Source organism: Prescottella equi, from assembly GCF_002094305.1.
In the GTDB taxonomy this organism is placed as follows: Bacteria; Actinomycetota; Actinomycetes; order Mycobacteriales; family Mycobacteriaceae; genus Prescottella; species Prescottella equi.
The window spans coordinates 235,173-249,654 of record NZ_LWTX01000006.1 but is presented as its reverse complement, the minus strand read 5'-3'; the positions used below and the strand labels follow the sequence as shown (position 1 = coordinate 249,654).

General features: G+C 68.1%; 13 protein-coding genes. 7 read left to right on the top strand and 6 right to left on the bottom strand.

What is annotated here, in order from left to right:
• The first annotated feature begins 32 nt into the window (after positions 1 to 32).
• The 6 genes from A6I89_RS16620 to A6I89_RS16595 all read left to right on the top strand — a co-directional run bounded on the left by A6I89_RS16620 (position 33) and on the right by A6I89_RS16595 (position 5,961).
• A complete protein-coding gene (locus tag A6I89_RS16620) occupies positions 33 to 344 on the top strand; it encodes a DUF6802 family protein (RefSeq protein WP_022598024.1) in 312 nt (103 codons plus the stop codon).
• A 288-nt stretch (positions 345 to 632) separates the two neighbouring features.
• On the top strand, positions 633 to 2,462 hold the full coding sequence (locus A6I89_RS16615; RefSeq protein ID WP_022598022.1) for a phosphoenolpyruvate carboxykinase (GTP): 1,830 nt from the start codon (positions 633 to 635) through the stop codon (positions 2,460 to 2,462).
• 237 nt (positions 2,463 to 2,699) lie between these two features.
• Positions 2,700 to 3,632 (top strand): cysteine synthase A, encoded by a 933-nt coding sequence (cysK, locus tag A6I89_RS16610; RefSeq protein WP_005517527.1) that lies wholly within the window; start codon positions 2,700 to 2,702, stop codon positions 3,630 to 3,632.
• A 5-nt stretch (positions 3,633 to 3,637) separates the two neighbouring features.
• Positions 3,638 to 4,216 carry a serine O-acetyltransferase EpsC gene (gene epsC, locus A6I89_RS16605; RefSeq protein ID WP_005517529.1) on the top strand — a complete coding sequence of 193 codons (579 nt, stop codon included), beginning with the start codon at positions 3,638 to 3,640 and terminating at the stop codon, positions 4,214 to 4,216.
• A gap of 156 nt (positions 4,217 to 4,372) precedes the next feature.
• Positions 4,373 to 5,227 carry an SDR family oxidoreductase gene (locus tag A6I89_RS16600; RefSeq protein WP_013417248.1) on the top strand — a complete coding sequence of 285 codons (855 nt, stop codon included), beginning with the start codon at positions 4,373 to 4,375 and terminating at the stop codon, positions 5,225 to 5,227.
• A gap of 125 nt (positions 5,228 to 5,352) precedes the next feature.
• Positions 5,353 to 5,961: a hypothetical protein gene (locus A6I89_RS16595; RefSeq protein WP_232244796.1), complete on the top strand. Its 609-nt coding sequence runs from the start codon at positions 5,353 to 5,355 to the stop codon at positions 5,959 to 5,961.
• A gap of 62 nt (positions 5,962 to 6,023) precedes the next feature.
• On the opposite strand, the gene A6I89_RS16590 is transcribed toward A6I89_RS16595, so the two are convergent.
• The 6 genes from A6I89_RS16590 to A6I89_RS16565 all read right to left on the bottom strand — a co-directional run bounded on the left by A6I89_RS16590 (position 6,024) and on the right by A6I89_RS16565 (position 13,257).
• Entirely contained in the window at positions 6,024 to 7,955 is a 1,932-nt protein-coding gene (locus tag A6I89_RS16590; protein WP_315851594.1) for an APC family permease, read from the bottom strand.
• Positions 7,956 to 8,085: 130 nt separating this feature from the next.
• Positions 8,086 to 9,039 carry a cation diffusion facilitator family transporter gene (locus A6I89_RS16585; protein ID WP_005517536.1) on the bottom strand — a complete coding sequence of 318 codons (954 nt, stop codon included), beginning with the start codon at positions 9,037 to 9,039 and terminating at the stop codon, positions 8,086 to 8,088.
• 102 nt (positions 9,040 to 9,141) lie between these two features.
• A complete protein-coding gene (locus tag A6I89_RS16580; RefSeq protein WP_013417244.1) occupies positions 9,142 to 10,590 on the bottom strand; it encodes an aldehyde dehydrogenase in 1,449 nt (482 codons plus the stop codon).
• 86 nt (positions 10,591 to 10,676) lie between these two features.
• Positions 10,677 to 11,564 (bottom strand): ROK family protein, encoded by an 888-nt coding sequence (locus A6I89_RS16575; RefSeq protein ID WP_022598016.1) that lies wholly within the window; start codon positions 11,562 to 11,564, stop codon positions 10,677 to 10,679.
• 68 nt (positions 11,565 to 11,632) lie between these two features.
• On the bottom strand, positions 11,633 to 12,451 hold the full coding sequence (locus A6I89_RS16570; RefSeq protein WP_197939406.1) for a nitrilase-related carbon-nitrogen hydrolase: 819 nt from the start codon (positions 12,449 to 12,451) through the stop codon (positions 11,633 to 11,635).
• 14 nt (positions 12,452 to 12,465) lie between these two features.
• Positions 12,466 to 13,257: an IclR family transcriptional regulator gene (locus A6I89_RS16565; RefSeq protein ID WP_080668439.1), complete on the bottom strand. Its 792-nt coding sequence runs from the start codon at positions 13,255 to 13,257 to the stop codon at positions 12,466 to 12,468.
• Positions 13,258 to 13,427: 170 nt separating this feature from the next.
• Here A6I89_RS16565 and A6I89_RS16560 point away from each other — a divergent pair, with 170 nt between their 5' ends.
• Positions 13,428 to 14,480: a polyamine ABC transporter substrate-binding protein gene (locus A6I89_RS16560; RefSeq protein ID WP_005517544.1), complete on the top strand. Its 1,053-nt coding sequence runs from the start codon at positions 13,428 to 13,430 to the stop codon at positions 14,478 to 14,480.
• The last annotated feature ends 2 nt before the right edge of the window (positions 14,481 to 14,482 follow it).

Sequence of the window (14,482 nt, the reverse complement as noted above, 5' to 3'; positions counted from 1 at the left end):
GACTGTTGTACGGCCATTGCGGAGGAGACAACGTGATCAGCACAGCGGACCTGCAGGGAATGCCCGGACCGGAGATCGACCCCGACACGTTCGGCGCCGACTCGCCGGCCGCGCCCCTCACCGATGCCGTCTTCGACATCGACGACGACGGGGTGCTCGACACCCGCACGTTCGAGGTGGACGACGCCCTCGTCGTCGCAACCGACACGGACGGTGACGGCGATGCCGACCACGTGACGATCGTCGAGGGGGACGGCGACTTCTCGGCCTGGGAGTTCCATCGGGACGCCGACGGCCGCGAACGGTGGGAACGCACCGATTCGGGCACCCTCGGCGGGGCGTAAACCCGCAGGTTCCGGCCGGGTACGCCCGGGCTGCACCGTCTGAATCGTTCCTGTGACCTAACCGACGACACCCGGTTCCCCCAACACGGACGCCCGGCGTTAACCTCTATAGCTAGGACACCCGGCACCCGTGTCCTTCGTTCGTTGTCCGCGGTGACGTACGTGGGCGGGACGGAGTGGGCGGGCTGCACCCCGCCGAGAGGGGGAAATCGGTTCAACCTCTCAGCCCCGCGATGTGCGGGGCTGATGTGGTCGCTCCGGTTCCCGGCCCCACCCCAGGAGAGTTTGATGACCTCAGCGACCATTCCCGGTCTGAACGGAACTGACGGCACGCCCCCCACGGAGCACAGCGAGCTGCTCGCTTGGGTTCGCGAGGTTGCCGAGCTGACCCAGCCCGACCGGGTCGTCTTCGCCGACGGCTCCGACGAGGAGTGGGAGCGCCTGACGGATCAGCTCGTCGAGGCCGGGACGTTCACCCGTCTCAACGAGGAGAAGAAGCCGAACTCGTTCCTCGGCAACTCCGATCCGTCCGACGTCGCGCGCGTCGAGTCCCGCACCTACATCTGCTCCGAGAAGCAGATCGACGCCGGCCCCACCAACAACTGGATGGACCCGGCCGAGATGCGGGCTCTCATGACGGATCTGTACCGCGGCAGCATGCGTGGTCGCACCATGTACGTGGTGCCCTTCTGCATGGGCCCCCTCGGTGCCGAGGACCCGAAGCTGGGCGTCGAGATCACCGACTCCGAGTACGTCGTCGTCTCCATGCGCATCATGACCCGCATGGGCAAGGCCGCGCTCGAGAAGATGGGCACGGACCGTCCGTTCGTCAAGGCCCTGCACTCCGTGGGTGCGCCGCTCGCCGAGGGCCAGGCCGATGTGCCGTGGCCGTGCAACGACACCAAGTACATCACCCACTTCCCCGAGACCCGTGAGATCTGGAGCTACGGCTCCGGCTACGGCGGCAACGCGCTGCTCGGCAAGAAGTGCTACTCGCTGCGCATCGCGTCGGCGATGGCCCACGACGAGGGCTGGCTGGCCGAGCACATGCTCATCCTCAAGCTGATCTCGCCGGAGAACAAGAACTACTACGTCGCGGCCGCGTTCCCGTCGGCGTGCGGCAAGACCAACCTCGCGATGATCCAGCCGACCATCCCGGGCTGGCGCGCCGAGACCCTCGGTGACGACATCGCGTGGATGCGCTTCGGTGAGGACGGCCGCCTGTACGCCGTCAACCCGGAGTTCGGTTTCTTCGGCGTCGCGCCGGGCACCAACCACGGCTCCAACCCCAACGCCATGAAGACGGTCGAGGCGGGCAACACCCTGTACACCAACGTCGGCCTGACCGACGACGGTGACGTGTGGTGGGAGGGTCTCGAGGACACCCCCGCGCACCTGATCGACTGGAAGGGCAACGACTGGACCCCCGAGTCCGGCACCAACGCCGCCCACCCGAACTCGCGTTACTGCACCCCGATGTCGCAGTGCCCGATCCTGGCCCCCGAGTGGGACGACCCGCAGGGTGTGCCGATCTCGGCGATCCTGTTCGGTGGACGTCGTAAGACGACGGTTCCGCTGGTCAGCGAGTCCTTCGACTGGCAGCACGGCACCTTCCTCGGTGCGACGCTGTCGTCCGAGCAGACCGCTGCCGCAGAGGGCAAGGTCGGCGCCGTGCGCCGCGACCCGATGGCGATGCTGCCGTTCCTCGGCTACAACGCCGGCGACTACCTGAACCACTGGATCAACCTCGGCAAGAACGCCGACTCGGAGAAGCTCCCCAAGATCTTCTACGTGAACTGGTTCCGTCGCGGCGAGGACGGCCGCTTCCTGTGGCCCGGTTTCGGTGAGAACTCCCGCGTGCTCAAGTGGATCATCGACCGCATCGAGCACAAGGCGGACGCCGTCAGCACCCCGATCGGTCTCGTGCCGACGGCTGCCGACCTCACGCTGGACGGCCTGGACGTCGACGCCGCTGACGTCGAGGAGGCCCTGGCCGTGGACGTCGAGGAGTGGAAGGCCGAGATCCCGCTCATCGAGGAGTGGCTCGAGTTCCTCGGCGAGAAGGTGCCGTCGGGTATCCGCGACGAGTTCGAGGCCCTGAAGCAGCGCCTGGGCTGATCGCCTCTTGCTTCGACCGAATGTCACATCGGTTCAGTTCGACTGAACCGATGTGACATTCGTCGTTTCGGGGGCGATGGTGCGAGGACGGACCCACGGAATATCGTCGACGTGCGTATACGTTCGTACCTGTGTGGACCCGGTGGAGTTCCGTTCACGGCATGATGGTGCAATAAACCAACCTGACAGCAACAGACATCGACCCGGCTGCCGACGTGGCCGCGAGGAGGATCCGGCATGGGGATCTACAACAACGTCACCGAGCTGGTCGGACGCACCCCGCTGGTGCGCCTGAACCGTCTCACCGAGGGCCTCGACGCCCAGGTCGTGACGAAGCTCGAGTTCTACAACCCGGCCAACAGCGTCAAGGACCGCATCGGCGTCGCGATCATCGACGCCGCCGAAGCGTCCGGTGAACTGAAGCCGGGCGGCACGATCGTCGAGGGCACCTCGGGCAACACCGGTATCGCGCTCGCCATGGTCGGTGCGGCCCGCGGCTACAAGGTCATCCTGACGATGCCCGAGACGATGTCCACCGAACGTCGCGTCATGCTGCGCGCCTTCGGCGCCGAGATCGTCCTGACCCCCGGCTCCGAGGGGATGGCCGGTGCGGTCGCGAAGGCCGAGGAGATCGTCGCGCAGAACGAGAACGCCGTCCTGGCGCGGCAGTTCGCGAACGCCGCCAACCCCGAGATCCACGCGCGCACCACGGGCGAGGAGATCTGGGCCGACACCGACGGCAACGTCGACATCTTCGTCGCGGGCATCGGCACCGGCGGCACCATCACCGGCGCCGGCCGCACCCTGCGCAAGTACAACCCCGACGTCAAGATCGTCGGCGTCGAGCCGGCCGACTCGCCGATCCTCAACGGCGGTCAGCCCGGCCCGCACAAGATCCAGGGCATCGGCGCCAACTTCGTGCCCGACGTCCTCGACCGCGAGATCTACGACGAGATCGTCGACGTCGAGTTCGACGACGCGATCCGCGTGGCGCGCGACCTCGGCACGCAGGAAGGCATCCTCGGCGGCATCTCGTCGGGCGCCATCGTGTGGGCGGCTCTCGAGCTGGCCAAGCGTCCCGAGAACGCCGGCAAGCTGATCGTCGCCGTGGTGTGCGATTTCGGTGAGCGCTACATCTCCACCCCGCTCTTCGAGCACATCCGAGGCTGAGAATTGTGAGTGTCCTGCGCACGATCCGGGAGGATCTCCAGGCAGCAAGAGGCCAGGATCCGGCCGCGCGCAGCAACGCCGAGAACGCCGTCGTCTACTCGGGACTGCACGCCATCTGGTCGCACCGGGTGGCGCACCGCATGTGGGCCAAGCCCGCTCTGCGGGGCCCGGCCCGAGTGCTGGCCCAGTTCACCCGGTTCCTCACGGGCGTCGAGATCCATCCGGGCGCGACGATCGGGCGGCGGTTCTTCATCGACCACGGCATGGGTGTCGTGATCGGGGAGACCACGGAGATCGGCGACGACGTCATGATCTACCACGGCGTCACGCTCGGCGGTCGGTCGCTCGCGAAGGCCAAGCGGCACCCCACGATCGGTAACCGGGTCACGATCGGCGCGGGCGCCAAGGTCCTCGGGCCGCTGCTGATCGGCGACGACAGCGCGATCGGCGCCAACGCCGTCGTCACCCGCGACGTGCCGTCGGACCACATCGCGACGGGTATCCCGGCGTCGGTGCGGCCGCGCAAGCAGCACGAGCAGCTGGTCGATCCGACGTCGTACATCGATCCGGCGATGTACATCTGAGTCCGGGATCCCAGCTGAAGGGTCCGTTCATACGCTGACAGCGCACGAACGGACCCTTCAGCTTTTGCGGGTGTGGGCGTACCGTGTCGATCTTGGTGGCAGCCCCGCCTAGGACGGTCCTCGGCGTTCGTGCGTCGCCGTGTGGGGAGGGCGTACATGGGCGTCTATGCGGTCACCGGTTCGGCGTCGGGCATGGGACGGGCGGTGGTGGACAAGCTGACGGCGGCGGGGCACACCGTCATCGGTGTCGACATCCAGGGCGCCGACGTCGTCGCGGACCTGTCGACCGAAGCCGGGCGTAGGCAGGCGATCCGCGACGTGTTGTCGCGGGCAGGCGGCACGCTCGACGGCGCGGTCCTCGCGGCGGGGGTGGGGCCGCTGCCCGGTGCCGAGAAGCTGCCGCTGATCGCGTCCGTGAACTACCTGGGTGTCGTCGAACTGCTCGACGGATGGCGTACCGCGCTGGCCGCGTCGGGTAGTGCCAAAGTAGTTGTCTTCGGCAGTAACTCGACGACCACGACGCCCGCCGTGCCCGGACGCACGGTCCGGGCCCTGCTGGCCCGTGACGTCGCGAAGGCCGCCCGCTCGGTGCGACTGTTCGGTAAGGGTGCGGCGCCGATGATGTACGCCGGCTCGAAGATCGCCGTCTCTCGTTGGGTGCGCCGGAACGCGGTGACCCGCGACTGGGCGGGCGCCGGAATCCGGCTCAACGTTCTCGCGCCCGGCGCAATCATGACGCCGCTGCTCGAGAAGCAGTTGGCGACGCCCGCCGAGGCCAAGATGATCAAGCGTTTCCCCGTTCCGGTCGGCGGCTTCGGCGATGCGGGTCAGCTCGCGGACTGGGTGGTGTTCATGCTGTCCGACGCCGCGAACTTCCTGTGCGGCAGCGTCGTCTTCGTGGACGGCGGTTCGGACGCCTACTTCCGTCCCGACGCGTGGCCGCGCACCGTGCCGGTCACCCGACTGGTCCCGTATGTCCGGAAGTTCCTCGGCTTCCGCGGCAACCGGTAAACGGCCGAATAGTCGGAACTGCCCCCGATTCGGCTCCGCCGCAGCGCCTCTCGAGTCAGGATGATGCCGATCGTCGCACTTGTGCCGCGGCGGCGGAATGTCACATCCGACATGGGAGGGGACACGTGAACGTTCGCAGGATGAAGAAGGTTGCCGGGGGCGTGGTGGCTTCGGCCGCGCTGGTGCTGGGTCTCGCGGCGGGAACCGGGACGGCGGTCGCGGCCGACCGGTACGACGGTCCGACGTTGGAGACCGCGCAGGGCGATTTCAACGGTAAGAACGTCGAGTTGACGCTCACCAACCCGAAGAGGGCCGTGGGTGCGTTCAGCGAAACCACGTGTACGTCGGCGCTGCTCGACGGACAGCAGGGCCTCGACGCCTTCATCGCATTCAACGCCAAGGACTACGGCAAGTTGATCTCGATCATGACGTCGCCCAATCTGCACCTCGGTCCGGCGGCGAGCAACAACCTGATCAGCCCCGGGCCGAACAGCAATTCGAAGACTGTCCAGGTCGCCGAGGGCGTCTACATCTACCTGGGTACCTGCGGCGGTTGGAACTCGGTGCTGGATCCGAGCAACGTCGGCGTGTCGATGCAGGTGCTGATCGTGCCGGACGGCATCGGCAGCCTGTCGCCGGCCCTGACCTTCGGGAGTACCGCACTCGAGGCCGGCGTCGACCTCGCGAGCCTGCTCCCGCTGCTCGGGTCCGTCGGCGGCGGTGCGGGCAGCTAGCGGCACTCCGCCCCGAGAGCTGAAGGGTCCGTTCGTACGCTCGCAGCGCATGAACGGACCCTTCAGCTCGAGGCGGGCGGCGGGGGCGGGGAACGCAACACGCCGCGGCGGCTCGAGGTGTCGTAGGGGACGATGATCGCCACGGCGTGCGGGAGGTCGCTGACGATCCGGGCGATGTGGTCGGCCGTGCGGTCGTGCAGGACCCGGCCCAGCGGTGCTCGGTAGATGCGGCGCGGAAGCAGGATGCTGATCTCGGTGCGAGGCGCGCCGGCGCGGGCGATCATCTGGAGCGTGGCGTGGCCGAGGCGCCGATCGGGGCATTCGATCAGTTCGAGCGGCACTTCGAGATCGCTGGCCTCCCACTCGCGTTTGAGGTGCGCGGCGTGGGCGTCGTCGAGGACGAAGTGCACGGCTCGCAGTTCGCTGGGCCGCAGGCTGCGCCCGTAGCGCAGTGCCTCGATCGTCGCGAGGTCGAAGGCGTCGACCATCACGATGACGATGTGGTGTGAGTAGACGGCCTCCGCATCGGCCTCGGCGTCGCCGAGTTCTCGCAGTTCGGCTGCCTCCTCGCGGTATTCGCGGTTGAGCCGGATCAGCACGAACACGAGGGTCGGGAACACGATCACGACGACCCACGCGCCCTCGGTGAACTTCGCGATCGCGAAGATGCCCACCACGATCGCCGACGTGATCCCGGCCGCCAGGTTGAGCGTCATGTTGCGCCGCCAGTTGCGGCCCTTCTCCCGCTGGTAGTGCCGCGCCATGCCGAGTCCGGCCATCGTGAAGCCGGTGAAGACGCCGATGGCGTAGAACGGCACCAGCGAGTTGACCTTGGCGTCGGTGGCGATCAGCAGGACGACCGCGATGGCGGTGAGTGTGACGATGGCGTTCGAGAACACCAGACGGTGGCCGCGTCGGCGGAGTTGGCGGGGGAGGAAGGCGTCGTCGGCGACGAAACTGGCGAGGAACGGGAAACCGTTGAAACTCGTGTTGGCGCCGGTGAACAGGATCAGCGCGGTCGCGGCCTGCACCACGATGAACAGGACGTTGCCGAGTGCGCCCGAGCCGAAGACGATCCGCGCCTCCTGGCTGATCACCGACGGGTAGCCGGCCGCGTACGGGGTTGCGTGCGTCAGATAGGCGAGCAGTGACACTCCGGAGACCAGGAACGCCAGGATCGACGCCATGATCACCAGCGCCCGACGCGCGTTGGCACCCTCGGGCTTCTGGAATGCGCTGACGCCGTTGCTGATCGCTTCGAGACCGGTGAGCGATGTGCCGCCGTTCGCGAAGGCGCGCAGGATCACCAGCACCGTCGCGCCCATCACGAGGCCGTCGCCGTGTGCGATGTCGACGGTGCCGTCGAGCGTCGTCGGGTCGATCCGATCGAGACTGCCGGTGAGCGCCTGGATCACGCCGACCACGATCACCACCCCGATCGACGCGGCGAAGAAGTACATCGGGAAGGCGAAGGCGCGTCCGGCTTCCTTGAGCCCGCGCAGGTTGCCGTACGCGAGCAGCAGTACGGCGCCGATGGTGATCTCGAGGCTGTACGGGCCGAGTGCCGGGACCGCGGACACGACCGCGACGGTGCCGGCTGCGGACTGGACCGCGACGGTCACGACGTAGTCGATCAGCAGCGCGACCGCCGCGATCTGCGCGGTTCGGGGACCGAAGTTGTCCCGCGCCACCACATAGGAGCCACCGGCGTGCGTGTAGAGCATCACCACCTGCCGGTACGACAGTGTCAGCAACAGCAGGATGACGAGGATGACGCCGGTGATCGGCAGCAGCAGCGTGAACGCGGCGAGCGCGGCGAACGGCAGCAGTTCGATGAGTACCTGCTCCGGACCGTATGCCGACGACGAGATGCAGTCGGGGGAGAGCACTCCCAGCGCGGTGGTCTTCGACAGCCGCTCCTGGTGCAGGCGGGCGCTGGTCAGCGGCGGGCCGAGGAGCCGGCACTTGATCCGGTAGCCGAGCCGCTCCGGCAGGACGGGTTCGAGGCGGCCGCTCGTCTCCGCGTCTCGCGACGTCGCACTGTCGGGAGGATCCACGGCTGCTCCGTCCGTTTCGGCCACGCTCCTTCCAGTTCTACTCGCGGCGGCGGGCGTCGTCAGACGATCAGACGGTGAGGTCCGGTTCCTCCGCTGTCGAGAGCGTGAGCACCGCCCGGCGGACCGCGGAGGTCTCGCCGGTGATCCGGTCCTCGAGCGCCCGCAGGGTGTGTGCGATGCGGGATTCGGCGTAGTCCCCGACGAGGTCGACGCTCGCCACTAGGTACACCTGGTGCGGGCCCAGGAACTCCATGCGCAGGTAGGTCACCCGTTCGACCTCGTCGTAGGTGAGCAGTTTCCTGATCGCCTGCGTCCGCAGTTCCGGGGTGCCGGGCTCGCCGACGAGGAAGCGTCGATTGCGGTCGAGCAGAACGAGCGCGATGACGCCGAGCAGGACACCGACCGCGATGGAACCGATCGCGTCGGGGATCGGCGAGCCGGTGAGCTGGTGCGCGAGCACACCCGCGAAGGCGATCACGAGGCCGATCAGCGCGGCGGCGTCCTCGGCGAACACGGCCCGCACCGTCGGATCCGACGTCAGCAGCGCGTGTTCGAGGACATCGCGGTGCGCGTCGTGCGCCTCGCCGCGCAACTGCTTGAACGCCTGCCGGAACGAGATCGCCTCGAGTACGAACGCGATGCCGAGCACCGCGTACGCGACGCCGAAGTCGCTCGCCGGCTCCGGGTGCGCCAGTTCCTGGATGCCGTGCGTGATGGACACTCCGGCGCCGACGGCGAATAACCCGAGCGCCGCGAACAGCGACCAGATGTAGGCTTCGCGCCCGAATCCCAGGGGATGCGCGTGGTCGGGCGCCTTGCGGGCGCGGCGGTCGGCCACCAGCAGCAGGACCTCGTTGCCGGTGTCGGCCCACGAGTGGGTGGCCTCCGCGACCATCGACGCCGATCCGGTGATCACGGCGGCCACCGACTTCGCCAGCGCGATCAGGGCATTGGCCGCGAACGCCACGACGACGGTGAGGGTGCTCTCGCCGCCGCCGGTCCTCGCTGGGGACGTCGCCATCGCCTCAGGCTATGCGGCGCGACGCGACCCGGCTGGGTGAACCGCGTCGGGCGCGGCCCTCGACGTGATCGAGAGCCGCGCCCGACGGGGAAGCGGTGCCTTCTAGCCGGTGTAGCCGGGGGGCATCAGGACGGACTTGAGCTCGCAGTACGCCTCGAGTCCCTCGGGGCCGCTCTCGCGGCCGATGCCGGAGTTCTTGTAGCCGCCGAACGGCGAACCCGGATCGAACGCGTACCAGTTGATCGCGTACGTGCCGGTGCGGATCTGCTTGGCGACCTCGAGACCCTTCTCGATGTCGGTGGTGTACACCGAACCGGCAAGGCCGTAATCCGAGTCGTTCGCGATCTTCACGGCCTCGTCGACGGTGTCGTACGGAATCACCGCCAGCACGGGTCCGAAGATCTCCTCGCGGGCGATCGTCATCGAGTTGTCGACGTCGGCGAAGATGGTCGGCTCGACGAACCAGCCCTTCTCCAGTCCGGCCGGGACGCCGCCGCCGAGCACGACGCGCGCACCCTCGGCCTTGCCCTTCTCGATGTAGCCGAGGACCTTGTCGCGCTGCTTCTCGGTGATGATCGGGCCGAGCTGGGCGCCCGGATCGTCCGGCATGCCGACGGGCATGAACCCGGCGAACTGGACCATGGCCTCGATGATCTCGTCGTAGCGCGAACGCGGCGCGAGGATGCGGGTCTGGCCGACGCACGCCTGACCGGTGTTCATCAGGCCCGACATCACCAGCATCGGCATGGTCGCGGCGACGTCCATGTCCTCGAGCAGGATCGCGGCGGACTTGCCGCCGAGCTCGAGCGAGCAGCGCTTGAGCTGCTCGGCGGCGATGGCGCCGATCTTGCGGCCCACGGCGGTGCTGCCGGTGAAGGTGACCTTGTCGATGTCCGGGTGCGAGACGAGGTACTCGCCGGTCTCGGCGCCGCCCGGAACCACCGACAGGACGCCCTCGGGCAGACCGGCCTCGGTGAAGATGTCGGCGAGCATGTTCGCGTTGAGCGGGGTCTCCGGCGCCGGCTTGAGCACCACGGTGCAACCTGCGAGCAGGGCCGGGGCCAGCTTGTTCACGGCGAGGAACAGGGGAACGTTCCACGCGACGACGGCGCCGACGACACCGACCGGCTCGCGGTAGACCTTGGTCTGCCCGAACGCGCCGTTGCGGGTCTCCTCCCACGCGAACTCGTTCGCCAGGTTCGCGTAGTAGTTGAGCGTCGCCAGCGACATGATCTTCTGCATCGTCTCGACGCCGGACGCCGGCGCGCCCATCTCGTCGGAGATGGTGGAGATCAGTTCGGCGCTGCGCTCCTCGATGAGCTTGGCGGCCTTGGCCAGGATCTCGCCGCGCTGGGCCGGGGTGGTCTCGGCCCATGCGCCGGACTCGAACGCGGCCCGGGCCGCGGCGACGGCGGCGTCGATGTCCGCGGGTGCGGCGACGGGAACACTGCCGACGCGCTCCTCGGTGGCGGGGGAGAACACCTCCAACCGCTGGTCGGTGGCCGGCGCGACCCATCGTCCGCCGATGAAGAGTTTGTCGTAGTCGGTCATCAGTTCATCCTCGCTCTTGTGGAGTGCCCTGGGTCACACTAGAACACGTTACAGCGAGTGGGAATAGGTGAGGTGCGATCGAGCGGTCACACGGCGTCGATCGCGATCAGCCCGGCGCCGGTGAGGGTGCCCAGAACGCCGAGTTCGGCGGGGACCAGTCGCAGTTCGCGCACGAACGACAGCTGCGCGTGTGCGGCCGCCGTCGCCGTCATCGGGCGCCACAGCGCGGGCCCCGACTGTGCGAAGCCGCCGCCCACCACGACGAGGTCGACGTCGAGCAGTGCGGCCGCCGAGGCGAACGCCCGCCCCAGCGCGACGCCGGCCCGCTCGAGTGCCGCGGCGGCGGTCGGTTCGCCCAGTTCGGCGTCGACGGCCAGGTCGGCCCCTGTCGCACCGGTCCAGCCGTGGGCGCGCGCCCACCGCATCGCCGCGGACCCGCTCGCGACGGTCTCCAGGCATCCCACGGCGCCACATCCGCACAGCTCTTCGCCGCCCGCGACCACCATGTGCCCGATGTGGCCCGCGTTGCCGGTGCGTCCGCTCTCGATTCGTCCGCCGCGGATCAGCCCGCCGCCCACACCCGTCGACACCACGACACCGAGCAGGTCGGGGACGCCGCGGCCTGCGCCCTGCCGGTGCTCGGCGAGCGCCGCAGCCGCGCCGTCCAGTGCGAGGCGCACGGTCGCCGAGGGGAACAGCGCGCCGACGGCGTCGACGATCGGGAAGCCGTCGCGCCACTCGCCGATGTTGACGGGCGCGACCGTGCCGGACGCGAGGTCGACGGGGCCGGCCGACGCGATGCCGACGCCGCGCACCTCGGTGCCCCCCGCCACCTTGCGGAGCAGGGCCGCGCACGCGTCCCACACGCCCGACTCGGGCGTCGAGACGGTGCGCGTATCGAGCGGGCGGCCGTCCGCGCCGACGAGCGCCGCCGCCATCTTGGTGCCGCCGACGTCGAGGGCGAGTGCGGTCATGTTCCGAGACTAGTGGCTCCGCCGGTCGCGGAACGGTCCGCGCCGAGTCCGCCGCGGAACCGGGCAACTCATGCGGTCTCGGCTGTTCGGTACACCCCGTCGTACAGTTCGGGTCTGCGGTCCCCGAACACGTGGTTGACGCCGGAAATCTGTCGATCCCGCGCCGTGGTCAACGTCAGGACGGCACCGGCGAACCCGGTCGCGTCCGGTGTGTCCAGCACCCAACCGGCGGTGTCGATGACGGCCGAGCCGCCGGTGAAGTCCTGGTCTCGCTCTCGGCCCGCGCGGTCCGCGCACGCGACGTGGACGTGGTTCGTCCGAGCGGCCGCGCGGGCCAGCATGACCTGTGGCGGTTCGTCCCCGTACGGGCGGGCGTCGAGTGCCCAGTTGGTCGGCACGGCGATCAGATCCGCGCCTCGCATCGCGAGACTCCTTGCCATTTCCGGGAATTCCAAGTCGTAGCAGATCAGCACACCCACCCGACCGAAGGCGGTGTCGACGACCGGAGGGGCCTCGGTGCCGGCGGTGAAGAACCGCTTCTCCCGGTTCCAGAGATGGGTCTTCCGATAGACGGCCTGGACGCCCGTCGCTCCAACGACGGCGGCGCTGATGTGAAGTCGGGAACCCGATCGCTCTGCAAAGCCACCCACGACCAGACCGTGTGACCCGGCCAGTGCCCGCGCCCATCGGGCGAAGACGGGATGCTCGGGAGTGATTGCGCAGGAACGAGCTTCGTCCATCGTGTCGAACATGTAGCCGCTCAGGCAGAGTTCGGGGAGGACGACGATGTCGGCTCCGCGCTCACGAGCGGACGCGATGGCGTCGACGGTCATGTCCGCGTTGGCGTCGAAATCGAGAAGGCGCGGCGCCAACTGTGTCACTGCCACGTGCGCCCGCCCCGTCATGCTTCCCGCCCGAGCGAGTATCGCTCGCCGTTCCGCAGCGAGAGGAGGTCCTCGAGTTCCTGTGCGGCCTCCTTCAGATCGGTGACCGCGCGGTCGATCTTCGGCTCCAGACGGAACGTCGGCCCCGAGACCCCGAGCGAGGCGACGAGAACGCCGCGATAGTCGCGCACGGGTACGCCGACGGCCGCGAGTCCCACCTCGAACTCGTCCACGACGATGGAATGCCCGTCCTCGCGCGCTCGGGTGACGGCCTCCACGAGGTCGTCGACGGAGCCCACGCCGTCCACCCGAGCGCTGCGTAGCTTCTGCCCGGAGTACATCTCGCGGATCTCGGCGGAGGTCTTGTCGGTGAGGAGGACGCGTCCCACCGAGGTCGAGTACAGCGACCAGTGCGCCGGCATCGCCTGAATCGAGTGATTGGCCGTCCGCTCGGCCACGGTCAGCGCGTCGTAGCCGGAACGCACCGAGAGGTAGACGGATTCGTCCAGGCGGTTGAGCAGTCCGTCGAGGACGCCGCCCGCGCATTCCAGCAGTCGCTGGTCGCCGCTGACCTGCGCCATGTTGAAGATTCGCCATCCCAGTCGGAAGGCGCGCGTCTTGGGGTCGCGGTCGACCATTCCGTACTCGGTGAGGACCTTGAGGCTGCGTGAGACCTGGCTCTTGTCCATGTCGAGGATCTCGGCGAGTTGGGTGACGCCGAGTCCGCCGCTCTCGCGGGCGCGGCGGGTCTGGAGGGTCATCAGAACTTCCAGACCGCGGCGAATGCTGGTGTCGCGTGTGGGGGGCATGCGAAGAGCTTGGCCATGAATTGCAACTGGCACAACACAAATTGGCTCATTCGCAACATAAGAAACGAACTTGTAACGGTCACGACACCGGTCGGGCACACCGCCGCCCAATACTTCACATGTCCATACGGCAACTGATGTTGCGATACTGACAACAGAAATGAGGGGTCATGCGTGTCAAGACCTGGCGAGTACTGGTAGCGACCGGCACGTGCGTGGCTCTCGGGGCCGCACTGTCGGCGTGTGGTGGGGGATCCGGCGATTCCGACACCGTGACCCTGAAGTTCCTCAACTACGGTGACTGGGTCGGGGAGACGGAGATCGCCGACTTCGAGGCCGCCAACCCCGGGATCGAGATCGAACAGTTCGCGTTGCCGGACGGTGGATCTTCTGCTCTGGCTGCCCAGTTGGCCAAGGACAAGGGCGTCTACGACCTGGTCGCCGTGGGTAATGCCACGGCGGCCCGACTGGAGGCGGGTAACCTGCTCGCCGACTTCGATCCCGCGTCGGTTCCGAACCTGGCGAACCTTCCGCAGGAATACCGCGACGAGTTCCCGTGGGGCATCCCGACCGACCTCGGCAAGGTCGGGATCATCTACGACAAGGAGAAGGTCCCGAATCCGCCGGCCTCGTGGAAGGAGTTGTTCGACAACGCCTCCCAGTGGACGGGCAAGATCGTGCTGCCGGACTACGACCTCGACGTCCAGGCGATCGCGCTCCTCGCCCTCGGCTACGACATCAACACCACCGACAGCGGTGAACTGGACGAGGCCGAGGCGAAGATCAAGGAGATCAAGCCGCATCTGCTCGCGTTCCAGCGCACGGGTCAGGCGAAGTCGGTGGCCGACGGGTCGGCGCTCGTCGCGGTCGGCTACGACTATGCGTTCGCCGGCGCCGACGATCCGTCACTGGGGTGGGTCTCGCCGGCGGAGGGCACGCCGGGCTACATCGAGGGCGTCGCGCTGCTGCCCGACAGCAAGCACTCCGCGGAAGCGTTGAAGTTCCTCGACTTCCGCCTCGAACCGGAAACCTACGGCGGGTTCATCAACAACACCGGTGCCTCCTACCTGATGCCGTCGGCCGAACAGTTCATCGAGCCGCGCATCCTCGACAATCCCGCACTCCGCCAGGACACGGGGTCGAAGTTCGTGGTCGAGAAGTTCTTGTCGGCCGAGGACACCGAGGCGCGCGCCAAGATGTGGAACCGGATCAAGGCCTCCTGATG

Coding starts and splice junctions, on each gene's coding strand:
- A6I89_RS16600 (WP_013417248.1), top strand. CDS start 4,373: ATGGGCGTCTATGCGGTCACCGGTTCGGCGTCGGGCATGGGACGGGCG.
- A6I89_RS16575 (WP_022598016.1), bottom strand. CDS start 11,564: ATGACCGCACTCGCCCTCGACGTCGGCGGCACCAAGATGGCGGCGGCG.
- A6I89_RS16585 (WP_005517536.1), bottom strand. CDS start 9,039: ATGGCGACGTCCCCAGCGAGGACCGGCGGCGGCGAGAGCACCCTCACC.
- A6I89_RS16560 (WP_005517544.1), top strand. CDS start 13,428: ATGCGTGTCAAGACCTGGCGAGTACTGGTAGCGACCGGCACGTGCGTG.
- cysK (WP_005517527.1), top strand. CDS start 2,700: ATGGGGATCTACAACAACGTCACCGAGCTGGTCGGACGCACCCCGCTG.
- A6I89_RS16615 (WP_022598022.1), top strand. CDS start 633: ATGACCTCAGCGACCATTCCCGGTCTGAACGGAACTGACGGCACGCCC.
- A6I89_RS16565 (WP_080668439.1), bottom strand. CDS start 13,257: ATGCCCCCCACACGCGACACCAGCATTCGCCGCGGTCTGGAAGTTCTG.
- A6I89_RS16580 (WP_013417244.1), bottom strand. CDS start 10,590: ATGACCGACTACGACAAACTCTTCATCGGCGGACGATGGGTCGCGCCG.